The 23,834-nt window shown below is 56.7% G+C and carries 22 protein-coding genes; 12 read left to right on the top strand and 10 right to left on the bottom strand.

Features of this window, described 5'->3' with window-relative positions; all coding sequences use genetic code 11:
* The first annotated feature begins 108 nt into the window (after positions 1–108).
* On the top strand, positions 109–1,803 hold the full coding sequence (gene narQ / locus KK102_RS09160; RefSeq protein ID WP_216357425.1) for a nitrate/nitrite two-component system sensor histidine kinase NarQ: 1,695 nt from the start codon (positions 109–111) through the stop codon (positions 1,801–1,803).
* A 142-nt stretch (positions 1,804–1,945) separates the two neighbouring features.
* Positions 1,946–5,059, top strand: a complete 3,114-nt coding sequence (acrD, locus tag KK102_RS09155; protein WP_216357424.1) for a multidrug efflux RND transporter permease AcrD — start codon at positions 1,946–1,948, stop codon at positions 5,057–5,059.
* Positions 5,060–5,165: 106 nt separating this feature from the next.
* Here the strand turns inward: acrD and ypfM are convergent, their stop codons facing one another.
* Positions 5,166–5,225 (bottom strand): protein YpfM, encoded by a 60-nt coding sequence (ypfM, locus tag KK102_RS09150; protein WP_015572204.1) that lies wholly within the window; start codon positions 5,223–5,225, stop codon positions 5,166–5,168.
* Between the two features lie 388 nt (positions 5,226–5,613).
* Between ypfM and KK102_RS09145 the strand changes: the two genes are divergently transcribed.
* The 3 genes from KK102_RS09145 to KK102_RS09135 are packed head-to-tail and all read left to right on the top strand — an operon-like array spanning position 5,614 to position 7,322.
* Entirely contained in the window at positions 5,614–5,964 is a 351-nt protein-coding gene (locus KK102_RS09145; protein WP_126544290.1) for an ArsC family reductase, read from the top strand.
* A 10-nt stretch (positions 5,965–5,974) separates the two neighbouring features.
* The gene (gene dapE / locus KK102_RS09140; protein WP_216357423.1) at positions 5,975–7,102 is read left to right on the top strand and encodes a succinyl-diaminopimelate desuccinylase; all 1,128 of its coding nucleotides are present in this window, start codon (positions 5,975–5,977) and stop codon (positions 7,100–7,102) included.
* A gap of 22 nt (positions 7,103–7,124) precedes the next feature.
* The gene (locus KK102_RS09135; RefSeq protein ID WP_000383991.1) at positions 7,125–7,322 is read left to right on the top strand and encodes a YpfN family protein; all 198 of its coding nucleotides are present in this window, start codon (positions 7,125–7,127) and stop codon (positions 7,320–7,322) included.
* A gap of 107 nt (positions 7,323–7,429) precedes the next feature.
* Here KK102_RS09135 and ypfH read toward each other — a convergent pair whose 3' ends face one another.
* The 6 genes from ypfH to dapA all read right to left on the bottom strand — a co-directional run bounded on the left by ypfH (position 7,430) and on the right by dapA (position 13,887).
* Positions 7,430–8,125, bottom strand: a complete 696-nt coding sequence (gene ypfH, locus KK102_RS09130) for an esterase (RefSeq protein ID WP_126544288.1) — start codon at positions 8,123–8,125, stop codon at positions 7,430–7,432.
* Between the two features lie 73 nt (positions 8,126–8,198).
* Entirely contained in the window at positions 8,199–10,145 is a 1,947-nt protein-coding gene (locus KK102_RS09125; RefSeq protein ID WP_216357422.1) for a tRNA(Met) cytidine acetyltransferase TmcA, read from the bottom strand.
* A complete protein-coding gene (gene ypfJ / locus KK102_RS09120; RefSeq protein ID WP_029485160.1) occupies positions 10,145–11,014 on the bottom strand; it encodes a KPN_02809 family neutral zinc metallopeptidase in 870 nt (289 codons plus the stop codon). Before ypfJ ends, KK102_RS09125 begins: the two co-directional genes overlap by 1 nt.
* A gap of 120 nt (positions 11,015–11,134) precedes the next feature.
* Positions 11,135–11,848, bottom strand: coding sequence for a phosphoribosylaminoimidazolesuccinocarboxamide synthase (gene purC, locus KK102_RS09115; RefSeq protein ID WP_010433825.1), 714 nt, complete (start codon positions 11,846–11,848; stop codon positions 11,135–11,137).
* A 109-nt stretch (positions 11,849–11,957) separates the two neighbouring features.
* The gene (gene bamC, locus KK102_RS09110) at positions 11,958–12,992 is read right to left on the bottom strand and encodes an outer membrane protein assembly factor BamC (RefSeq protein WP_126544286.1); all 1,035 of its coding nucleotides are present in this window, start codon (positions 12,990–12,992) and stop codon (positions 11,958–11,960) included.
* Positions 12,993–13,008: 16 nt separating this feature from the next.
* The gene (dapA, locus tag KK102_RS09105) at positions 13,009–13,887 is read right to left on the bottom strand and encodes a 4-hydroxy-tetrahydrodipicolinate synthase (protein WP_010433831.1); all 879 of its coding nucleotides are present in this window, start codon (positions 13,885–13,887) and stop codon (positions 13,009–13,011) included.
* A 145-nt stretch (positions 13,888–14,032) separates the two neighbouring features.
* Between dapA and KK102_RS09100 the strand changes: the two genes are divergently transcribed.
* Entirely contained in the window at positions 14,033–14,602 is a 570-nt protein-coding gene (locus KK102_RS09100; protein WP_042715787.1) for a glycine cleavage system transcriptional repressor, read from the top strand.
* Complete coding sequence (gene bcp, locus KK102_RS09095; RefSeq protein ID WP_216357421.1) at positions 14,602–15,072, top strand: thioredoxin-dependent thiol peroxidase; 471 nt, start codon at positions 14,602–14,604, stop codon at positions 15,070–15,072. The genes KK102_RS09100 and bcp overlap by 1 nt, the downstream gene beginning before the upstream one ends.
* Before the next feature lie 138 nt (positions 15,073–15,210).
* Here the strand turns inward: bcp and KK102_RS09090 are convergent, their stop codons facing one another.
* Entirely contained in the window at positions 15,211–16,275 is a 1,065-nt protein-coding gene (locus tag KK102_RS09090) for an AI-2E family transporter (protein ID WP_126544284.1), read from the bottom strand.
* A gap of 221 nt (positions 16,276–16,496) precedes the next feature.
* On the opposite strand from KK102_RS09090, the gene bepA reads away from it, so the two are divergent.
* Together bepA and arsC are read left to right on the top strand one after the other, a co-directional pair.
* On the top strand, positions 16,497–17,960 hold the full coding sequence (bepA, locus tag KK102_RS09085; RefSeq protein ID WP_010433840.1) for a beta-barrel assembly-enhancing protease: 1,464 nt from the start codon (positions 16,497–16,499) through the stop codon (positions 17,958–17,960).
* Between the two features lie 15 nt (positions 17,961–17,975).
* Positions 17,976–18,332 carry an arsenate reductase (glutaredoxin) gene (gene arsC / locus KK102_RS09080; RefSeq protein WP_126544283.1) on the top strand — a complete coding sequence of 119 codons (357 nt, stop codon included), beginning with the start codon at positions 17,976–17,978 and terminating at the stop codon, positions 18,330–18,332.
* Here arsC and KK102_RS09075 read toward each other — a convergent pair.
* A complete protein-coding gene (locus KK102_RS09075; protein ID WP_216357420.1) occupies positions 18,329–19,153 on the bottom strand; it encodes a helix-turn-helix domain-containing protein in 825 nt (274 codons plus the stop codon). The two genes, arsC and KK102_RS09075, sit on opposite strands and share 4 nt — an antisense overlap.
* Before the next feature lie 147 nt (positions 19,154–19,300).
* Here KK102_RS09075 and celB point away from each other — a divergent pair, with 147 nt between their 5' ends.
* Genes celB through KK102_RS09060 form a run of 3 tightly spaced genes read left to right on the top strand, consistent with a single transcriptional unit; the run spans position 19,301 to position 22,998 of the window.
* On the top strand, positions 19,301–20,620 hold the full coding sequence (celB, locus tag KK102_RS09070) for a PTS cellobiose transporter subunit IIC (RefSeq protein WP_216357419.1): 1,320 nt from the start codon (positions 19,301–19,303) through the stop codon (positions 20,618–20,620).
* A gap of 3 nt (positions 20,621–20,623) precedes the next feature.
* Positions 20,624–21,580 (top strand): glycosylasparaginase, encoded by a 957-nt coding sequence (locus KK102_RS09065; protein ID WP_216357418.1) that lies wholly within the window; start codon positions 20,624–20,626, stop codon positions 21,578–21,580.
* A complete protein-coding gene (locus KK102_RS09060; RefSeq protein ID WP_216357417.1) occupies positions 21,580–22,998 on the top strand; it encodes a leucyl aminopeptidase family protein in 1,419 nt (472 codons plus the stop codon). The genes KK102_RS09065 and KK102_RS09060 overlap by 1 nt, the downstream gene beginning before the upstream one ends.
* A gap of 89 nt (positions 22,999–23,087) precedes the next feature.
* On the opposite strand, the gene KK102_RS09055 is transcribed toward KK102_RS09060, so the two are convergent.
* Positions 23,088–23,789 (bottom strand): DnaA inactivator Hda, encoded by a 702-nt coding sequence (locus KK102_RS09055; RefSeq protein ID WP_211438414.1) that lies wholly within the window; start codon positions 23,787–23,789, stop codon positions 23,088–23,090.
* Positions 23,790–23,834 lie beyond the last annotated feature (45 nt).

Raw genomic sequence — 23,834 nt, 5'->3', positions numbered from 1 at the left:
GTACTGTATTTAGCCACGGTGACGTGTTCAGGCAATGTTCAAATGCCCAGAAAGCCGAACTATCTCCAGTGAACCTGTGGCAGATCAATTTATTCAGGAAGCTGATTTGTGACCGTTAAACGCCCTGTTTCCGGGAGCCTGGCTCGGGCTTTCTTTTCGATGATTGTGTTATCCGTTATGACCAGCGCCATCGCGCTGATGACCCTCGCCAGCAGCCAGCGAGACGCGGAGGCGATCAACATCGCGGGCTCGCTGCGTATGCAGAGCTACCGCCTGGGCTACGAGATGCAGCGCGCCAGCCCGTCACTGATGGAACACCGTGAAGCCTGGCAGCAGACGCTGAGCGCCCCTGCGCTGCAGACGCTGAACCGCTGGTATGTGCCGGACGATGTTAAACAGCGCTACCACCAGCTGCATCTTGCCTGGCAAGAGATGAACCAGCGCATCGCCAGCGGCGACACCGCATGGTATCAGGCCCACATTGAGGATTTCGTCGGCCGTATTGATGCCTTTGTGCTGGCGCTTCAGCACTATACCGAACATAAAATTCAGCTGGCGATCCTGATGTCGCTGGCGGGCGGACTGAGCATTCTGCTGCTGGCGCTGGCGACGCTGCGGCGGATCCGCCGTCAGGTGGTACTGCCGCTGAACAATCTGGTCGCGGCCAGCGAGCGTATCGAACAGGGACAATTTGATACGCCCGCACCGGATATAGCCCTGCCCAACGAGCTGGGCCAGCTTTCCCGCGCGTTTAACCATATGTCAGCGGAACTGCATTCGCTTTATCGCTCGCTGGAGCAATCCGTGGCGGAAAAGACGCAGCACCTGAACGAGGCGCACCAGCAGCTCGAAATGCTGTTCAAATGTTCTCAGGCGCTGAATACCGGACAGATCGACAGCCATTGTTTCAGGCATATTTTGCAGATCGTGCATGAGTACACGCAGATAAATTATCTGGCGCTGCGGACCAGCGACGACTGGCAACTGTTCGAAGGCAGCGAAGCCGAAGGCGCGGAACTGCACAGTTTGCCAGTTCTGATGCAAGACACCCTGTATGGCGAACTGCGCTGGCAGAGCGAGACCGGGGGCGTGTCACTCCCGCTGATGAAGAGCGTGGCGACGATGCTGGGGCGCGGGCTTTACTTCAACCAGGCGCAAAAACACTATCAGCAGCTGCTGCTGATGGAGGAGCGCGCCACCATCGCCCGCGAGCTGCACGATTCGCTGGCGCAGGTGTTGTCCTATCTGCGCATTCAGCTTGCCCTGCTTAAACGCGCCGTCCCGGAAGAGAATGCGCAGGCGCAGACCATCATCACGGACTTCTCGCGCGAGCTTAACAACGCCTGGCACCAGCTGCGTGAACTGCTCACCACCTTCCGCCTGACGCTCAACCACGCAAACCTGCCCGCCGCGCTGCAGGAGTCTCTCGAGGGATTGCAAACCCAGACGAAGGCGAAGCTGGTTCTCGATTGTCGACTCTCATCCCTGGCCCTGGATGCGCAAAAACAGGTGCATTTGCTGCAGATTGTGCGTGAAGCGGTGCTGAACGCCATCAAACATGCCGACGCGAGCGAGATCATCGTCAGCTGCATTACCGCCGCTGACGGTACGCACTGCGTGGCTGTACGCGATAACGGAATTGGCATTGGCGAGGCGAACGAACCGCCGGGCCATTACGGGCTGAACATCATGCGCGAACGTGCTGAACGGCTGGGTGGAACGCTGCGCTTTTCGCAGCCAAAAAACGGCGGAACGGAGGTCACCGTCACCTTCCGCACGCCCGCAGCGCTGGCGGGTAAATAACGGTAAAGGGGAACGCGCAGGGAAAAGCGCATGATAATTTACATTATCTCCTTTATTTCTCCACGTTTGGCCTGGGCCTAACCGCTAAAGTTATGCGGGCAATAAACAATAATGACGTGCAGCAAAACGAGGTCACACTTTCATGGCGAATTTCTTCATCGATCGCCCCATTTTTGCCTGGGTACTTGCCATTCTGTTATGTCTGACGGGTGTTCTGGCAATTACTTCACTTCCTGTTGAGCAATACCCCGATCTGGCGCCGCCAAACGTGCGCGTCACGGCAAACTATCCGGGCGCATCAGCCCAGACGCTGGAAAATACCGTCACCCAAGTGATCGAGCAGAACATGACGGGTCTCGATAACCTGATGTACATGTCCTCACAGAGCAGCGCCACCGGTCAGGCCACGGTGACACTAAGCTTTACGGCGGGTACCGACCCGGACGAAGCGGTGCAGCAGGTGCAAAACCAGCTGCAGTCGGCCCTGCGTAAGCTACCGCAGGCGGTACAGAACCAGGGCGTGACCGTACGTAAAACCGGTGACACCAATATTTTGACCATCGCGTTTGTCTCCACCGATGGTTCGATGGATAAGCAGGATATCGCTGACTACGTGGCGAGTAATATCCAGGATCCGCTCAGCCGTATTAACGGCGTGGGGGACATCGACGCCTACGGCTCGCAGTATTCCATGCGCATCTGGCTGGATCCCAACAAGCTGAACAGCGTGCAGATGACGGCCAAGGACGTGACTGACGCCATCGAATCGCAGAACGCCCAGATCGCCGTCGGTCAGCTGGGCGGTACACCCTCTGTCGATAACCAGGCGCTGAACGCGACCATTAACTCTCAGTCGCTGCTTCAGACGCCCGATCAGTTCCGTAATATCACCCTGCGGGTCAATCAGGACGGCTCTGAAGTGCGGCTGGGCGATGTCGCGACCGTGGAAATGGGCGCGGAAAAGTATGACTACCTGAGCCGCTTTAACGGCAACCAGGCATCCGGTTTAGGGGTCAAACTGGCTTCCGGTGCGAACGAAATGGCTACCGCGCAGCTGGTATTAGATCGACTGGACGAACTGTCGCACTATTTCCCGCACGGGCTGGAATACAAAGTCGCCTACGAAACCACCTCCTTCGTTAAAGCCTCTATTGAAGACGTGGTGAAAACCCTGCTGGAAGCGATCGGGCTGGTGTTCCTGGTCATGTACCTGTTCCTGCAAAACTTCCGCGCCACGCTTATTCCCACCATTGCCGTTCCGGTGGTGCTACTCGGCACCTTCGCCGTGCTGTATGCCTTTGGCTACAGTATCAATACGTTAACCATGTTCGCGATGGTGTTGGCGATTGGTCTGCTGGTGGATGACGCCATCGTGGTGGTGGAAAACGTCGAACGCATTATGAGCGAAGAAGGACTCTCGCCGCGCGAAGCCACGCGAAAATCGATGGGGCAAATTCAGGGCGCGCTGGTCGGTATTGCAATGGTGCTCTCAGCGGTGTTTATCCCGATGGCGTTCTTTGGCGGCACCACCGGTGCGATCTACCGCCAGTTTTCCATCACGATTGTCTCCGCGATGGTGCTCTCGGTGCTGGTGGCGATGATCCTCACCCCTGCCCTCTGCGCCACCCTCCTCAAGCCGTTACATAAAGGCGAGCAACACGGGCAAAAAGGCTTTTTCGGCTGGTTTAACCGCATGTTCAACCGCAACGCGGCGCGCTATGAGGCGGGCGTGGGTAAGATCCTGCATCGCAGCGCGCGTTGGATGGGGATTTATGTCCTGCTGTTAGGCGGAATGGTCTTCCTGTTCCTGCGTCTGCCAACCTCCTTCCTGCCGCTGGAAGATCGCGGCATGTTTATCACCTCCGTTCAGCTGCCGAGCGGCTCTACGCAGCAGCAAACGTTGAAGGTGGTGCAGAAGGTTGAGAACTATTTCCACACCAAAGAGAAAGATAACGTTGTTTCCGTCTTCTCCACCGTCGGCTCAGGCCCGGGCGGGAACGGGCAGAACGTCGCACGCATGTTCGTGCGCCTGAAAGACTGGGATCAGCGCGACAGCGACACAGGCTCCTCGTTTGCCATTATTGAACGCGCAACGAAAGCCTTCAGCCATATCAAAGAAGCGCGCGTATTTGCCAGCAGCCCTCCGGCCATCAGCGGTCTGGGGAGTTCCGCCGGGTTTGATATGGAACTGCAGGATCACGCGGGAGCCGGACATGACGCGTTAATGGCTGCGCGCGATAAATTGCTCGATCTGGCCGGCAAGGATCCACAGCTGACCCGCGTGCGTCACAACGGCCTGGATGACAGCCCGCAGCTCCAGGTCGATATCGACCAGCGTAAAGCGCAGGCGCTCGGCGTATCCATTGATGACATCAACGACACGCTGCAAACGGCCTGGGGCTCAAGCTACGTCAACGACTTTATGGATCGCGGCCGCGTGAAAAAGGTCTACGTTCAGTCTGCCGCCAAATACCGTATGCTGCCGGACGATATTAACCGCTGGTATGTGCGTAATAACGCAGGGGGCATGGTGCCGTTCTCCGCCTTCGCCACGTCGCGTTGGGAAACCGGCTCACCGCGCCTGGAACGCTATAACGGCTACTCGGCGCTGGAGATCGTAGGTGAAGCCGCGCCGGGCGTCAGTACCGGTACCGCGATGGATATTATGGAAAAACTGGTGCAGCAGTTGCCAACCGGGTTTGGCCTGGAGTGGACGGCGATGTCCTATCAGGAGCGGCTCTCCGGTGCACAGGCCCCTGCGCTGTACGCCCTGTCGCTGCTGGTGGTCTTCCTCTGCCTTGCCGCGCTGTATGAGAGCTGGTCAGTACCGTTCTCGGTGATGCTGGTAGTGCCGTTGGGCGTCATCGGTGCGCTGCTGGCAACCTGGATGCGCGGCCTGGAGAACGATGTTTACTTCCAGGTGGGGCTGCTGACCGTTATTGGCCTGTCGGCCAAAAACGCCATTCTGATCGTGGAATTTGCCAATGAGATGAATGCGAAAGGCCAGGACCTGCTAGCCGCAACGCTGTACGCTTGCCGCCAGCGCTTACGCCCGATTCTGATGACCTCTCTGGCGTTTGTCTTCGGGGTGCTGCCGATGGCGACCAGTTCAGGCGCCGGTTCCAGCAGCCAGCATGCGGTCGGTACCGGGGTGATGGGGGGGATGATTTCAGCCACGATTCTGGCTATTTATTTCGTGCCGCTGTTCTTTGTGCTGGTGCGACGTCGCTTCCCGCTGAAGGAAAAGCCGGAGTAACCAATGAAATAAAAAGGCGGCTTTCGTAGCCGCCTTTTTATTGTGTGATTCATTCACACTATGGTTATTTTACTTATTTAAGTGCGCTTGCAATTCTTACTGAATGTCATTTACGAAGCATGCCTTCGATAAAATCTTTCCAGTTCCCCAGTTCACGTTCAATCATAACAACCTCTCTTATTATTATGCGCATTCTACGGAAACGTATCATCATTGTGAAGACTATTTAACCAATTGCAGTGATTATACCCCGCTATCACCGGTGGATTTATGATAAATATGAACGTACGCCCTTAAATTTTGTGTGACCGCCAGCAATATTTTGAAATAACCATACGAGCAGGCGAGAAGATATTTAACCACTGACTTTATTAGAGATTTAAACCTGATAGACATCTATGCTTAAATGATGAAAGAATATTCAGCTTACAGGTGTGAGTTGAATTAAGGAGAATTGTAAATCAAGAGAATTCCTGAATGTGTTATATTCCACTTAAGGATATATCTTCGAATTTATTGAACATTCTTTCTACATAAGAACAAAAGGATTCACCATGGTTGTGATGTACGGTATTAAAAATTGCGACACCATCAAAAAAGCGCGCCGCTGGCTTGAAGCAAACAACGTGGAGTACCGCTTTCACGATTACCGTGCCGACGGTCTGGATGCAGAATTTCTGCATACCGCGATTGGCGAACTGGGCTGGGAAGCGCTGCTCAATACCCGGGGTACCACCTGGCGTAAGCTGGATGAATCCGTCCGCGCCGGTATCACCGATGCGGACAAGGCGGCAAAATTGATGCTTGAAATGCCAGCAATGATCAAACGCCCATTGCTCTGCAAGCCAGGTCAGCCTATGCTGCTGGGTTTCAGTGAAACCCTTTATTCTGACTTTTTTCGTTGAGGTGTAGTCTATGTCATGCCCGGTCATTGAGCTGACTCAGCAGCTTATCCGCCGTCCTTCCCTTAGCCCGGACGATGCAGGTTGTCAGGCATTAATGATTGAGCGTCTGCGTGCCATCGGTTTTACCGTTGAGCGCATGGATTTTGGCGATACGCAGAACTTCTGGGCCTGGCGCGGTCAGGGGGAAACGCTGGCGTTTGCCGGACATACGGATGTGGTTCCCGCGGGTGACGCAGACCGCTGGATCAATCCACCGTTCGAACCCACCATCCGCGACGGTATGCTGTTTGGCCGCGGTGCGGCAGACATGAAAGGCTCACTGGCGGCCATGGTCGTGGCCGCAGAACGCTTTGTGGCACAGCATCCGAACCACAAAAATCGTCTCGCGTTTCTGATCACCTCCGACGAAGAAGCCAGCGCGCATAACGGTACCGTGAAGGTCGTTGACGCGCTGATGGCGCGTAACGAACGTCTGGACTACTGCCTGGTGGGGGAGCCTTCCAGTACCGAAGTGGTGGGTGACGTCGTCAAAAACGGGCGCCGTGGCTCGCTGACCTGTAACCTGACGATTCACGGCGTTCAGGGGCACGTCGCGTATCCGCATCTCGCCGACAACCCGGTGCACCGCGCCGCGCCGATGCTGAGCGAACTGGTGGCGATTGAGTGGGATAAGGGCAACGAGTTCTTCCCGCCGACCAGCATGCAGATAGCAAACGTCAAAGCCGGGACCGGCAGTAATAACGTGATACCGGGGGATTACTTCGTCCAGTTCAACTTCCGCTTCAGCACTGAACTGACCGATGAGATGATCAAGGCGCGCGTTATCGCCCTGCTGGAAAAATATCAACTTCGCTACACCGTGGAGTGGTGGCTTTCCGGCCAGCCGTTCCTGACGCAGCGCGGCAAACTGGTGGATGCGGTAGTGAACGCCATCGCACACTATAATGAAATTAAGCCACAGCTGCTGACGACCGGCGGCACCTCTGACGGACGCTTTATCGCCCGTATGGGTGCACAGGTTGTCGAACTGGGTCCAGTAAACGCGACCATTCACAAAATCAATGAATGTGTCAACGCGGCTGATTTACAACTGCTGGCCCGTATGTATCAACGTATTATGGAGCAGCTCGTCGCCTGACGACTGCTTAGAGGATTAGCGAATGGACTGGCTTTCAAAGTACTGGTGGATTCTGGTGTTGGTGTTTCTGGTAGGCGTGCTGCTGAACGTGATTAAAGATCTGAAGCGCGTTGACCATAAGAAGTTTCTCGCCAACAAACCGGATCTTCCGCCACATCGTGATTTTAACGACAAGTGGGACGATGAAGACGACTGGCCGAAAAAGGACCAGAAGAAGTAATTGTTAACCCCCTCACCCTAACCCTCTCCCCACAGGGGAGAGGGAACCGGTCGGTGCAGTCTTTCTCCCTCGCCCCTGTGGGGAGAGGGCCGGGGTGAGGGGAATCCTCACATAAACTCTACAATATCATCTTCATTCGGCTTACCGCCGCTGAGCGCTTCGTCGAAGTAGTGCTTCGGCACGGTATAACGCAAACGATCGAGCGCAAACTGCATGCTGCGGTCGTCAATCGCGTGCCCCAGATCGTCAACGATATCCAGCGTGACATCGCCACCTTCACGAATCAGCGCTTCCTGGGCGGCAACCGCATGCGAGAGCTCAATCACCCGGTCTTCACCGCCGTGTATTAAGTGGATCGTCGTCTGCGTGGTAGCACTTGTCGGTAACGTCGCAAAACGGCCGTTAAATGCGATCACCCGTGAAGCCAGCCCCGGCTGCACCTTTACGCTCTCCAGCGACATAATTGCCCCCTGCGAGAAGCCAATCAGCGCGGTCGCATCGGCTCCTACGCCGCTCTGCTGCTGCCAGTAGCGGACGACGTCGATAAAGGTCGGCATGATGGCATCAATGCGCACCTGACGGTTCTCTTCCGTCACGCCCTGCACCGAAAACCACTGGCGGCCTTCAGGGCCGCATGGCTCTACGCCACCGATGCTGACAATCAGCGCATCCGGGAAAACGGGCGCAAACCAGCTGCCAATCTGTCCCATATTGACGGCGTTATCGCCAACACCATGAAACAGCAGAAGTAACTGTTTAGCCGGTTTGTCAGGGCTTTGAACAACAAAATGGTCGTGTTTCATGGCGATCTCCTTAAGTGATGAGCAGGATTCTACGCCTCTGTGGGGTAATGACCATGCCACTTTACTGATGAAGTCATTGAAAAAATTGCCATTGCAAAATGTCGTCTTTCAACTGCTGGCAGCGCGTTTCATCAAGACTTTCAAGCGCTTGTGCTGTTTCTTTGCGCAGGTTCGCCAGCAAGGATTTTCGCCCGGCGTTATCCGCCTCCCCCGCCAATTTACTGCGCAAAAGCGGGAGCGGCATGTCCACGTTTAACAGCAAGCGGGTTAACGCGGCAACGGAGGTCGCAAACGGCCGATGCGCAAAGGCAAACCCCGCAAGCTCCTGCCAGTCGTCATTATTAAGGGTAGCTTCCCAGCCGTCTGATACCGGGAACTTTTCGCCATTCCAGGCCGAGAGCACCCGGGCATCACGCCGCAGACGCTGATGCGCCTGCGCGCACAGCTGATGCCCCGCCTCGCTAAGCGGCAGCAACGCCATCGCGGTGACGCAGCCGCTGCTCGCTTCGCGGTGGCTGCCTATCCGCACCAGCACAAAGCCGCACTGCTGCCAGAAGCGCCACAGCTCATCGGTATAGCCAAAACTCACGGAGAGATAATCCTCTCCGCTGGCGCTACGGATAAGCCGACGACCAATGCCTTCCCGTTGACGGTGGGGATGAACGGCAATACGCGTGATCCGTCGCCCCTTAAGCGTCGCCGCCAGAGGCGAACCGCCGTGGGCAGCCAGAGACTGCGCCACCAGATTCCCACGCGGCCGACGAAAACCCGCCCACACCGCGCGGCTAAGCTCCGGTGATAGGCCGCCCTCCTCCACCAGCCAGAGAGCGCCGGCGAGGGTTGAGTCGGTTTCAGCAACGGTAAAACGCTGGCCCGGCGCGTCCATCATCCGGCGTAAATCAAGCGGGGACGTGCGGTAATGCGCGGCACATAACAGCTCATAAACGCCCGCGACACGGGCCGGATTGCTTTCCCACATCTGCGGATCCAGAGACGTTAAACGCACGTCACCTTCCGGTTTCTGTTCGATGAGCGCATCGTCAAACAGCAGAATGTCAGACACCACCCGCTCCAGAGGGCACCCGGCGGCCCAGCGAACCGGCGTTGATAGGCTGAAAGACTGCAACCCGCTAAACCGGGCGCAAAACTTCAGCAGAAAGCCCCGGCCAGTTCCTTCATAACCCTGAACGGTGGTGGTCAACAAAACGCGGGGAAAACGCTCGGCCAGCTTTTCCAGCAGCGGTCCCGGAATGGCGGCCGCCTCATCGACAACCAGCCAGTCGGCCTGCAGCGTCGAAGCGAGCAGCGCATCCGGTGCCATAAAGTGAAAATGCTCGCCCGCAAAACGGGCGATGACATCCGCTGCCCCTTTCGCCGGAGCAGTCACTACCGCTGTGCCCTGAATACGCTTTAGCAACATTCCTGCAAGCGCTGACTTTCCGCGTCCACGAGGTGCCGTGACCGCCACAACGCCGCCATTCATGGCCAGGAGCGTGCGCAGGATGTCCGCCTGCTCACGCTGCGGGTCGCCGCTGGCTGGCTGCCAGTCAGGGATATCAGGAAACGGAGGAAGCGCTAGCGGTTGGTTTTGGCACCACAGGATGGTGTCAGGGTCGGCGGCGATGGTGCGCTGGAAATGGTGCACAAAATGCGGCGTGGCGACAGGCTCGGCGCTATCGCTCCAGCGAACGGAGTCGCTGTCCGGCGTTTCCGCCCAGGCGGAGAAAGGCGGAACCAGCAGCACCAGCAGGCTCCCGGCGCGCAGCGTGCCGCTGAGGGCGGCAAAGGCCGAGACGTCGAACCCGGCGCGAGCATCAAAAACCGCGTGCTGAAACTCACGCCCCAGCAGCCCGCTGATGGCTTTCGACGGGTGTTCATCCAGCCACAGCCAGTCCCCGGGATGGGCATCGCGCAGGGCGACCGCCTGCGTCAATGTCCAGTGGGCATCGCCGCTGAGTACAACCAAACGACGATGACCTTTACGCCTGAGCTGGCTAATCAGATCTTCAAACGGCAACATTACATCGCTTTGCCGAAGGTATTACATTGCGCAGGGTCACCGCTGTCGAAGCCGCGTTTAAACCAGCTGTAACGCTGCTCCGATGTGCCGTGAGTGAAGCTGTCTGGCACCACTCTCCCCTGGCTTTGCTGCTGGAGACGGTCATCGCCAATCGCCTGTGCGGCATTCAGCGCTTCTTCAAGGTCGCCCGTTTCCAGAACGCCCTGCTGTTTCATGCTATTGCCCCAGACGCCGGCGAAGCAGTCTGCCTGCAGCTCCATTTTAACAGAAAGGCGGTTCACTTCAGCCTGTGACGCATTCTGCTGAAGCTGGCGCACTTTAGGCTCGATGCCGAGCAATTTTTGCACGTGGTGGCCGACCTCATGCGCGATCACATAGCCCTGGGCAAAATCGCCGTCGGCACCCAGTTTGCTTTTCATATCATCGTAAAATGAGAGATCGATATAGACAGTGCTGTCCGCCGGGCAGTAGAACGGCCCCATCACGGATTGTCCGGTGCCGCATCCGGTGCGGGTTGCCCCCCGGTACATCACCAGCTTCGGCTGCTGGTAGGTACGCCCCATTTTCTCGAACTGCTGGCCCCAGGTTTCTTCTGTGGTCGCGAGAATAACGGAGGTAAATTTGGCCGCTTCATCTTCGTTCGGGCTGATGGAGCGCTGAGAGTATTGCTGTTGCTGGAGAGGCTCTCCGGTCATCAAACCGGTGAGATCCACACCGTAATACCCCGCGACCAGCACCACAATCAGCAGGATGATACCGCCCTTTCCACTGGGCAACCGGAAGCCGGGACCGCCCATTGAAGGACCGCCACCGCCACTGCTGCGCCTGTCTTCTACATTGTCACTTTCACGACGCCCTTGCCAGCGCATAACCACCTCGAACTATTCCATTAATAATAGCTATGATCGTAGGCGGTTAATGACAGGATTACCATAGTAAACAAGGGTAAGAGGCCAAAGGATGTGAATATCCTTTGGCATTTGAGGAGATTAGTCGAGCTTAACGCCTAAACGGTGAGCAACCGCTTCGTACGCTTCAATCAGGCCACCCAGGCTCTGACGGAAACGGTCTTTGTCCATTTTATCCAGGGTTTCTTTATCCCACAGGCGGCTGCCGTCCGGGGAGAACTCATCGCCCAGCACCACCTCGCCTTTGAACAAACCGAACTCCAGCTTGAAGTCGACGAGGATCAGCCCTGCGTCATCAAACAGTTTTTTCAGCACGTCGTTCGCTTTGTAGGTCAGCTCCTGCATACGCGCCAGATTCTCTTTGCTCACCCAGCCGAAGGTTTCGCAGTAAGATTCGTTGACCATCGGGTCGTGCATGGCGTCGTTTTTCAGGAACAGGTCAAACAGCGGTGGATTCAGTTCGATACCTTCTTCAATGCCGAGACGCTTCACCAGGGAGCCCGCCGCACGGTTACGAATGACGCACTCAACCGGAACCATGTCCAGTTTTTTCACCAGACATTCCGTATCGGACAGTAACGCTTCCATCTGGGTCGGGATGCCCGCTTCGGCCAGTTTGCTCATAATGAAGTGGTTGAACTTGTTGTTCACCATGCCTTTACGATCGAACTGCTCAATGCGTGCGCCATCCCCTGCTGACGTATCATTGCGGAACTCGAGCACCAACAGATCCGGGTTTTCCGTGCTGTATACGGTCTTCGCTTTGCCACGATACAACTCAGCTTGCTTCTGCATCTTCATTACTCCTGGTGTGATGATTTGTGTTCAAAACTGGGGATATTATGCCACGCACACGTTTGCGTAGCACGAAAATAAAAAGGGCTGGATTCACCAGCCCTCGTATTTATTTGCTGAATGCCGCCTGGAAGACGGCGACCAGCGCATCGTTCTGCGACTGGGTCAGCGTGTGACCTTTCGGATCGATAAACTGCAGGCTACTGCGGTTATCGAGGTCACCTACCTGAATTTTGTAGTCACCGGAGGCAAGCTGAGGATCTTTCGCGCCCAGTTCCTGCCATGCGCTGTCAGACAGCGGCTTGTAGGTTGCGGTCATGCTACCGGTTGAACGCGTGCTGTCGGTCACTTTCATGCCCACTTTTTCCAGCGTCGCTGGCAGACGCTGCCAGGTCTGGTTAAACGGTGCACGCACCACCAGCATTGGCAGGCCGGTGTCATCCGCCGCGCTCTGCACGTCGTAGGAAGAACCACTGCGGTTCTGCGCTGCGTTAGCGGCGTCAGTCGCGTTCTTATCCAGGCCCGCTGCAATGACGTTCAGCATTTCGGTGCTGTAACGCTGCATGGAGGCAGCATCAGCAACCGGTTTACCCGCCTGCTCCAGGTTTAACAGCTTAACGGTAACCGCCTGCTGGTAACCCTGCGGTTTAACGGAGACTTGATAACGACCACGGTACTGCTGATCTTCATCCAGGCGGTTCCACTCGATCCAGTCCGTTGTTAACGTCTGGCTGGCATCATCACGTTTATCAATCGTATAGTTCTTCGACTGAATAACGCTGACAACCTGCGGCCACAGCGTGCTGTTGCGGCTGTTTTCAACCATCAGGGATGCCGTATCACCGGTAAACTGGGTACGCGCCCCGCTCACCAGCGCCAGAGGCTGGGCAGGTGGACGAATATCAAGCGCTTTACCGACAAGACCACTGCCGTTAGTGACGGGAATATTATAATCGCCGTTTTGAATCGGCAGGATCATACCAGCCGGTGCATGAAGTTCAGCAAGCGGCGCCGCATCCAGATAGGATTCATCACCGCTCACCTGGCGCTTGTAGCGCGAGTCCGAACTACAGGCAGCGAGCAGCATAACAAGCGAAACACTCGCAACCTTCGCCAGGCGCGACTTCTGTACTGAATAAGCCATCAAATCTCCCTAAACTTTACAGCAAACCGGCATGCTTCAGCGCGCCAGCGACAATTTCACGACCGTGGTCGGTAATCGGTGTCATTGGCAGACGCAGCGTGTCGGATGCTACAAGTCCCAATTCCTTACACGCCCATTTCACTGGGATCGGATTGGGTTCGACAAATAATTTATTGTGCAATGGCATCAGACGCTGATTAATCACGCGAGCTTCATCAAAATGACCGGCCGCGGCCAGTTTGCACATTTCCGCCATATCGCGGGCCGCAACGTTAGCCGTTACGGAGATCACGCCATGACCACCGAGCTGCATAAAGTCCAGCGCGGTCGCATCGTCGCCGCTCAACAGGATAAAGTCGTCTGAAACCAGCTCTTTGATCTGATGAACGCGGCTTAAGTTCCCTGTCGCCTCTTTAATCCCGATAATATTTTTTACTTTCGAGAGACGGCCAACGGTTTCCGGCAGCATATCGCAACCGGTACGGGACGGCACATTATACAGAATTTGTGGCAAGTCAGTATGTTCTGCGATGGCTTTGAAATGCTGGAACAAACCTTCCTGAGTTGGACGGTTGTAGTAAGGCGTGACGGTCAGACAGCCAACGATGCCGCTGTCGTTAAAACGTTGAGTCAGGCTGATAGCTTCTGCGGTTGCGTTAGCCCCAGTTCCTGCGATGACCGGGATGCGTCCGTCAGCCAGCTCCAGGGTCAGCATAACCACATCACCGTGCTCTTCGTGGCTCAGCGTTGCGGATTCACCGGTAGTCCCTACCGAAACGATCGCCGAGGTTCCATTGGCGACATGGTAATCAATGAGCTTCTTCATGCTTGACCGGCAGACATTACCTTTTTCATCCATCGGTGTAACAAGCGCGACAATACTTCCCGTGAACATGAGCCATCCTCTGTGCGAACAAGAGCCTCAATGTTACGTTTGGAACTGTAATAAAAGCAAGCGACCTGAGGCGCTCAGGCGGTTGTATGCATGTTTTTTTTATGCTTTCCTTAGGAAGACTTAACCAAGCAAAGGAAGAACAGGTTTGACAACCTCATCACAACATTACCTGGTTATCACTGCGCTGGGTGCTGACAGGCCGGGTATCGTGAACACCATCACCCGCCACGTAAGCAGCTGCGGCTGTAATATCGAAGACAGCCGTCTGGCTATGCTTGGCGATGAGTTCACGTTTATTATGTTGCTTTCCGGGACATGGAACGCCATTACGTTGATTGAATCCACCCTGCCGCTGAAAGGTGCCGAGCTGGATTTGCTGATTGTTATGAAGCGCACCACCGCGCGTCCGCGTCCGGCACTGCCGTCCACCGTTTGGGTGCAGGTTGAAGTGCCTGATTCACCGCATCTGATTGAGCGTTTCACGGCGCTTTTTGACAGCCATCAGATGAACATTGCCGAACTGGTTTCCCGTACGCAGCCAAGCGATGACCATGCTCTTCCGGTGCTGTTTATTCAAATTACCGCACACAGCCCTGCATCACAGGATGCGTCAAATATCGAGCAAGCGTTTAAAGCCCTCTGTACAGAATTAAACGCGCAAGGCAGTATAAGCGTCGTAAATTATTCGCAGCACGAACAGGATGGAGTTGAGTAATGAATCCACTGAAAGCCGGTGACATCGCACCGAAATTTAGCTTGCCGGATCAAGACGGCGAGCAAGTAAATTTGACCGACTTCCAGGGACAGCGTGTTCTGGTCTATTTCTACCCGAAAGCCATGACCCCCGGCTGCACCGTACAGGCCTGCGGCTTACGCGACAACATGGACGAGTTGAAAAAAGTCGGCGTGGAAGTGCTGGGTATCAGCACGGATAAACCAGAAAAGCTGTCACGATTTGCTGAAAAAGAGCTGTTGAACTTCACGCTGCTTTCCGATGAAGACCATCAGGTGTGCGAGCAGTTCGGCGTCTGGGGCGAGAAGACGTTTATGGGTAAAACCTACGACGGCATTCACCGCATCAGCTTCCTGATTAACGCTGACGGCAAAGTTGAACACGTGTTTGACGACTTCAAAACCAGCAACCACCACGACGTGGTGTTGAACTGGCTGAAAGAAAGTGCCTGAAAGTGAGTGTCGGGTGGCGGCTTCGCCTTACCCGACCTACAAGATAAATGCAAAACGGCAACCTGGTTGCCGTTTTTCGTGTTTTCCCCCTCTCCCCGCGGGAGAGGGCCGGGGTGAGGGCATCAGGCCGCACAAAAACTACTGCTCCTCCACCGCCGGCACATCCGGCCACGCGTGGACCACGGCTTTAATCAGCGTCGCCAGCGGAATGGCAAAGAACACGCCCCAGAATCCCCACAGCCCGCCGAAAATCACCACTGACAGAATAATCACCAGCGGATGCAGATTTACCGCTTCCGAGAACAGCACCGGCACCAGCAGGTTACCGTCCAACCCCTGAATAATCAGGTACACCGCGAAGCAGCTCCAGAACTCGGTACCCAGACCAAACTGGAACAGCGCGACGCCCACCACCGGGATGGTCACCACGAAGGCACCGATATACGGGATCAGCACCGACAGCCCCACCAGCACCGCCAGCAGCAGCGAGTAGTTCAGGCCGAAAATCAGGAAGCCAATCCAGGTCGCGACGCCCACCACAATCATCTCCAGCACCTTGCCGCGAATGTAGTTGGTGATTTGCTGATTCATCTCCTGCCAGACCTGCCCTGCCAGACCACGGTTACGCGGCAGAATGCGCCTGACGGCGTTCAGCATCTGTTCTTTATCTTTTACCAGGAAGAAGACCATTAACGGCACGAGCACAAGGTAAACCGCCAGCGTCAGCAGGCCGACCAGCGAGGCAAGAGAGTATTTCACCACCGAGTCGCCCATCGTCATGATGCGGGCGCGCATGTTTTCGGCCATCGCGTCAATAATCCCGGCATCCATCAGCGCGGGATAACGACGCGGCAGCGTGGCGGCGAAATCAGAGAGTTTATTCAACATGCCGGGCATATCACGGATCAGGTAGATCCCCTGCTGCCAGGCAACCGGCATCACCACAAACGCCATCAGTAACACTATGCCGACAAACAGTATCAGCACGATGCTGGTCGCCCAGCGGCGGGAACAGCCGATATTTTCCAGACGCGCCGTTGGCCACTCCAGCAGATACGCCAGCACAATCGCCACCAGCAGCGGCGCAAGCAGGCCGCTAAAGAAGAACAGAATACCGAACCCGGCAACCAGAATAACCAGCAAAGCAATGGCTTCCGGGTCGCTAAAACGACGCCGATACCACTGCATTAACATTTCGAGCATACAACCCTTCCCTGAATCGAATGGCGGGAGTGAGAAGCTGAATTGTATCTAACTGTCACAAAAAAGACTTTCGCTTTTTGTATCACTGTAACGATTCGCAAAAGCCTGATGAATGGGATTTTCTTCATGTCGCAACACGGCTACACTCGCAGGTCAGTGGAGATGAACGATATGCCGGTTCATCGGTCAAATTGACACATCCAAAATACAGGACAGTGGTTATGTTCAGGCAGTTGAGAAAAACACTGGTTGCGACACTTATCGCCGCACTGACTGTCGGTCAGGCTGCACCCGCCTTCGCTGATTCGGCCGACTCGTTGCCGGACATGGGTACCACAGCAGGAAGCACGCTCTCCATCGGTCAGGAGATGCAGATGGGGGATTACTACGTTCGCCAGCTGCGCGGCAGCGCGCCGCTGATCAATGACCCGCTGTTGGTACAGTACATCAATGGTCTGGGCATGCGGCTGGTCGCGCACGCCGACTCGGTAAAAACCCCTTTCCACTTTTATTTAATTAATAACGACGAAATCAACGCCTTCGCCTTCTTTGGCGGTAACGTGGTGCTGCATTCGGCGCTATTCCGCTATTCCGATAACGAAAGCCAGCTGGCATCCGTCATGGCGCACGAAATTTCGCACGTTACCCAGCGCCATCTGGCGCGTGCGATGGAAGATCAGAAACGCAACGCTCCGCTGACCTGGGTGGGTGCGCTGGGCTCCATTCTGCTGGCGATGGCCAGCCCGCAGGCCGGGATGGCGGCACTGACCGGTACGCTGGCGGGAACGCGTCAGGGGATGATCAGCTTTACCCAGCAAAACGAACAGGAAGCGGACCGCATCGGGATTCAGGTGCTGCAGCGTTCAGGCTTTGACCCGCAGGCCATGCCGAGCTTCCTCGAAAAACTGCTCGATCAGGCGCGTTACTCTTCCCGTCCGCCGGAAATTCTGTTGACGCACCCGTTACCTGAAAGCCGTCTGTCGGACGCGCGTAACCGTGCCAACCAGATGCGCCCGGTCGTGGTCCAGTCTTCGCAGGATTTCTACATGGCGAAGGTAAGAACCCTGGGGATGTACAATTCCGGGCGTAACCAGCTCACCAGCGATCTGCTGGACGCGCTCTCCAAAGGCAACGTGCGGGAGAAAAACGCGGCTCAGTATGGTCAGGCGCTCCAGGCGATGGAAGCCAGCAAATACGACGAGGCGCGTAAGGCGCTGCAGCCGCTGCTGGCCGCCGAGCCAAACAACCCGTGGTATCTCGACCTCTCAACCGATATCGATCTGGGACAGAAAAAAGCCACCGACGCCATCAACCGCCTGAAAGGGGCAAAAGACGTGCGCACCAACCCGGTGTTGCAGCTTAACCTGGCGAACGCTTACTTACAGGGCGGTCAGCCTGCCGAAGCGGCGACCATTCTGAACCGCTACACCTTTAACAATAAAGACGATCAAAACGGTTGGGATCTGCTCGCGCAGGTTGAAGCCCAGCTCGGTAACCGCGATCAGGAGCTGGCGGCACGTGCCGAAGGCTTTGCGCTGGTCGGTCGTCTCGATCAAGCCATTTCTATGCTGAGCAGCGCCAGCTCGCAGGTCAAACTCGGCAGCCTGCAGCAGGCCCGCTACGATGCGCGCATCGATCAGCTGCGCGCTCTGCAGCAACGCTTCAAGCCGTACGAAAAGATGTAATAAGGAAGAAAAAACATGACAGACGCGGTAAAAATCTACCATAACCCTCGCTGCTCCAAGAGCCGGGATACTCTCAGCCTGTTGAAATCTAACGGTGTTGAACCAGAGGTGGTGCTGTATCTCGAAACGCCGCCGGATGCACAAACCCTTCGTCAGTTGCTGCACATGCTGGGAATGGGCAGCGCCAGAGAGCTGATGCGCCAGAAAGAAGATCTGTATAAGTCGCTCAATCTGGACGACTCACGTTTGTCAGAGGACCAGCTGGTGCAGGCAATGGTTGAGAATCCAAAGCTGATTGAACGCCCGATTGTGGTCGTGAACGGCAAGGCGCGCATTGGACGCCCGCCGGAAGACGTGCTCGAGATCCTCTAGCCCTTATGCCGCAGCGCCTCCAGAAAGGCCTGCGGCGTACTTTCCCCCAGCTTTTTCTGCGTTTTCCCCCGGTTGTAAAACTCGCACAGCGCGATCAGCACCGCGCCTGCGGGTTCATCATTCACGCGTGGAATAATATCGCGTAACGGCACCGCCACCTGAAGCGCATTGTGTTTATGTGGATGCGTTTTCACAGCCACGTTCTGCACCGTTAGCGTCACCTCGAAGCCAAAAGTCTCAATAGATTGTATATCAGCCGGGCAGGCGTCAAGCAGCGCCTGCGTCCAGGTGTTAAAGAGCTGAGGCGAGAGTCCCGCATAAAGCCGGGCATAGCACCAGCCGCTCACCGGTTCACGCGCCCAGAGCAGGTGTTGCTCCCCGCCATCGTCCATGTGAAGCGACAAAGGCAGATGATGCAGCGTCAGCGCGTGCGGTATAATGCCTGCCTTCAGCGCCTTTTTCCCCTGCAACGGCGCCCCTTTTTGTTTCGCAGAGGCCGGTTTGAGATAGCGGTTCAAAGTCGCCCGGGAAACGGGGATCCCCAGCACGCCGTTGACCATCTGCAGCAGTTCATCTAACGGCGCGCCCGAGACGTCACGCAGGGCATTCACCAGTGCGATCTGCTCTTGTCTCATCGCTTTGTGTATCACTTTCGGTGTCGTCTGATTATCTGAAACCTGCTCGCGGTTACGCCAGCGCCTGACGGTCGTGACCGAGATACCCAGCTCAGTGGCCAGCTCTCTGTCGCTTTTATCGGACTGCTGAAGATAGCGACGGATGCGCGGCGTGGTGGTGGCATTAGCGTGCAGTTTAATTTCCATCCCGACAATTCCATTAACTAATCATATGAGATTTATATAACACCAGCGAACGCTTTGTGACCGATTTCACCTTTCGTTCGCCGCGCTTCACTGATAATCCACAGACATAACATAAACAACGCCACTCAATCTTGTACGGAGTTCACAATGAACAATGTTCTGGGATTTCTTGAAGCAAAACTGATGCCGCTGGCGGCCAAAACGGCCCAGCAGCGTCACCTTGGGGCCATTCGCGGTGCCTACGTGTCGTTCATGCCGTTTATTATCGTCGGCTCTATTCTTCTGGTGATCTCGTCGTTCCCGAATCAAGCCTATCAGCAGTTTATGTCTCAGGCCTTTGGTGAGAGCTGGAGCGCGATTATTGAAATCCCATTCAACGCGGTGTTCTCCACCATGTCGCTGTTCATCAGCTTCCTGGTGGCGTTCCGCCTGGCGGAGCACTATGGCGAGGATCGTATCTCCTGCGGCATCCTGGCGCTGGTCGCCTTTCTCATCCTGACGCCCTTTATCAAAGTGGCGGAGAACGGCGGTATCACCGTCATTCCGGTAGAGTGGATTGGCAGCAAAGGGCTGTTCGTGGCGATGATTGGTTCTCTGCTCTGGACGGAGCTGTTCTGCTGGCTCAAGCGCAAAAAACTGGTGATCAAAATGCCGGACGGCGTGCCTCCGGCGGTGCAGGAGTCGTTCGCCGCGCTGATCCCGGCCCTGCTGGTGATGATTCTGGTGCTGGGTATCCGCATCGTGTTTGAAAACACCCACTACAACACCATCCACCAGTTTATTTACGAAGTGGTTGCCACGCCGGTGCGCCACTATGGCACCTCATACTTTGGCGCGCTGATGACGGTGTTCAGCATCACCATTCTGTGGTCAGTGGGCATTAACTCCGGCTCGATGATCAACGGCATCATTCGCCCGCTGTGGATGGAGAACCAGACCGACAACATCGCGGCGATTCAGGCAGGCACAACGCCGCCGCACATTATCACCGAACAGTTTTTTGACATGATCTGGATGGGCGGTGCGGGGGCCACGCTGTCGCTGGTGATTGCGATGCTGATTTTCGCCCGCAGTAAAAACATGCGCGAAGTGGCGCGCCTCGGCGCGGGCGCGTCGGTGTTCAACATCAACGAACCGATTCTGTTTGGCCTGCCGGTGATCATGAACCCGATCATGCTTATCCCGTTCAACCTGGTGCCGCTGGTGCTGGTTACCGTGCAGTATGCGGCGATGAAGATTGGTGCCGTCGCCGTCACCACCGGGGTGTTTATTCCCTGGACGCTGCCGCCGGTGATCAGCGGCTTTATCGTCACCGGGCACCTGAGCGGCAGCGTGATGCAGCTTCTCAACCTGCTGATTGGCGCCATGCTGTACCTGCCTTTCATGCGTATCCTGGACAAACAGTACCGCGCGGCGGAAATGGCCAGCGTTACGCAAACCGACACCACCCTTGCAAAACAGGAGTAAAGCATGTGGGGAATTATCGCGACCTGGCGAATGGCGCTTGAAGGCGTCACCGAGTCTGCATCTGCGCTGGCTGCGGGGAAGCCGGTCCCGGCAGCGGTGGTGGATGCCGTCGCCGCCGTCGAAGACTTTCCGTTTTATAAATCCGTCGGCTACGGCGGGCTGCCCACCGAAAACGGCGAGGTGGAGCTGGATGCCGCCTATATGGACGGCGACACGCTGGCCTTTGGCGCGGTGGGCAACCTGGTGGATATCGCCAACCCGGTGCGCGTGGCGCACGCGCTCAGCCGCCAGCGCTACAACAGCCTGCTGGTCGGCCAGGGCGCGCGGGAATGGGCGCTGAGCCAGGGCTTTGCCGACAAAACCATGCTCACCGACCGCGCCACGCAGCACTACCGCAAACGCTGCCGCGAGACGCTGGATAAGGGCTTAAGCCCTTACGACGGGCATGACACCGTCGGCATTATCGGCCTCGACAAGCAGGGCTCGATGAGCGTCGCCACCTCCACCAGCGGCCTGTTTATGAAAAAGCGCGGCCGCATTGGTGATTCGCCCATTATTGGCTCCGGCTTCTACTGCGACAGCGAAACCGGCGCCGCCACCGCCACGGGCGTCGGGGAAGATCTGATGAAAGGCTGCACCAGCTACGAAATCGTTCGCCGCATGGCGCAGGGTATGACGCCGCAGCAGGCGGCAGATTCCGTGGTGTTCGAACTGGAGGACAAGCTGATGTCGCGCTTTGGCCGCGTGGGCGATCTCTCCGTGGTGTGCATGAATAACAGGGGCGAGTTCGGCGCGGCAACCAACATTAAAACCTTCTCGTTCGTGGTGGCGACGGCTCGCCAGCCTCTCACCGTTTATCGTACCGAGCGCCTGCGGGAAAAGACGCACTTTCACGCCGTGGACGAGGAGTGGATGCAGGCCTACGCCGCGCGGATCCGCGCGCCGATTGAGGAGTCATGATGATTACGTATCAGTTTATCACCGCGCTTTCTGACGCGAAGCCGCAGAGCCATTTGATTGCCTCCGCCTCCTGTACGCATTTGCCCGAAACGGCGCTTATCGCAGAAATGCGCGAGTCTGATGGAATCGCAGACACCCGCTTTGGCTGCGCCCCGTTTGCCCGGATCACCCTGCTGCCCGATGCGCTCTGGCAGGACAGCCTGACCGAAGGATTACTGACGGCGCTGCGGCCGCTGCTGGCCTCGTCCGTCAGTCCCGAGCTGATACTGGACGTGACGGATATCGACGACGTGGTGCTGGCGCAGGTGCTGCGCTTTCTGTTTAACCAGGCGCACAGGCTAAGCGATTTGCAGTTGAAGAAAACCAGCGACAGCGTCCGTCTTGAGCGCATCACCGCGCTCTGCTTACCCGAACAGCAGGACCGACTGGCGGTTATTTTCCGCCAGCAGCAGGCCATCGCCCACGGCATGGTCGCGGCGCGACGTCTGGCGGATACCCCGTCCGACCGCTGCACGCCGCAGTTTGTGGTGGAAGAGGCGCAAAAACTGTGTGCCGCCTTCCCTGCCCTACGGTGCGAAGTGCTGAATGAAAAGGCTATTGCCGAGCACGGTCTGGGGCTGCTGCACGCCGTCGGCAAAGGGGCGACCTGTCCGCCGCGCCTGCTGGCAATTCATTATGACGGTGCCAGCGACGGCCCGGTGCGCTGCTATGTGGGTAAAGGCATTACCTTTGATACCGGTGGCCTGTGGCTGAAGGAAGGCGCGGGCATGTACACCATGAAATACGACATGTGCGGTGCGGCTAACGTGCAGGGCCTGCTGCTGACCGTCGCAGAGCTGGCGCTGCCCGTACGCATTATGGGCGTGCTGGCGCTGGCGGAAAACGCCATCGGCCCGGACGCCATGCAGCCCGGCACGGTGGCGACCGCCTGCAACGGGATCACCGTTGAAATCAACAACACCGATGCCGAAGGCCGACTGGTGCTGGCGGACGCCATCGCCTGGGCCAGCCAGCGCCATCCGCAGGCGCGCTATATCATTGATATGGCGACCTTAACCGGCGCAGTCGTCAAAGCGCTGGGGTATGAATTGAGCGGATTAATGACGCAGGATGAACCGCTGCGCGCCGCGCTGACGCTGGCGGGTAAGCAGAGCGGTGACGAAGTGTGGTCCCTGCCGCTGGACGCCCGGCTGAAAAAACAGACCGACAGCGCCATTGCCGACCTGTGCAACACGCCGACCAACAATGCGGCGATCAGCGCTTCGGCGGCATGGCTGCTGCACCACTTCTGCCCGCCGACCATACCGTGGGCGCATCTGGACATCAGCGGTACGGCGCTGTGGCGCGAAAACGGACGGAGCGTGGCGTCGGGAAGACCGATTCCACTGCTGGTTGAGCATCTGATGGCAGATCTTTAGCCGGGTGGCGGCTGCGCCTTACCCGGCCTACAAAGTGCGGCAGGTTTTCGTAGGCCCGGTAAGGCGTAGCCGCCACCGGGCGAGCAAATTCAGAGCTTGAGAATATCTTTCACAAACGGAATGGTCAGCTTGCGCTGGGCGGTAATGGAGGCACGATCGAGCTGATCGAGCGTATCAAACAGCGTGCGCATTTCGCGGTCCAGCCGCTTGAGCAGAAAACGGCCCACGTCTTCCGGCAGCTCAAAGCCGCGCTGCTTTGCGCGCAGCTGTAACGCCTGAAGCTTATCTTCATCCGACAGCGGCTGAAGCTTATAGATTTGTCCCCAGTCCAGGCGAGACGCCAGATCCGGCAGCCCCAGGTTCAGCTGACGCGGCGGGCGATCGCCGGTGATCAGCAGCCGGGTCTTTCCCGATTCCAGAATACGGTTGTAGAGGTTAAAGATCGCCATTTCCCACGGCTCATCCCCCGCCACGCATTCGATATTATCGATGCAGACCAGCGAGAGGTGTTCCATTCCCTCAAGCACCTCAGGCACGAACCAGGTACGTTTATCCAGCGGGACATAACCTACCGCATCACCGCGCGCTGAAAGCTCCGCGCAGGCAGCATGCAGCAGGTGGCTGCGCCCCGCGCCTTCGCGTGACCAGATATAGATGTATCCGCTGTGATCCTGGCGCAGCACGTTTTGCAGTGCAGCCAGTAAAGAGGGGTTATCACCCGGCCAGAAACTCGCGAAAGTTTCGTCGTCAGGGAGATAAAGTGGCAGAGAGAGCTGTGCCGGTCCGTTCAGAAGTACCTCAACCAGATCTGACATAAAATCGGCATGGAGTTTAAC

Origin of the sequence: Enterobacter quasimori (assembly GCF_018597345.1) — a bacterium.
GTDB classification, from domain to species: domain Bacteria; phylum Pseudomonadota; class Gammaproteobacteria; order Enterobacterales; family Enterobacteriaceae; genus Enterobacter; species Enterobacter mori.
This window is presented reverse-complemented; position numbering and strand designations above follow the sequence as displayed.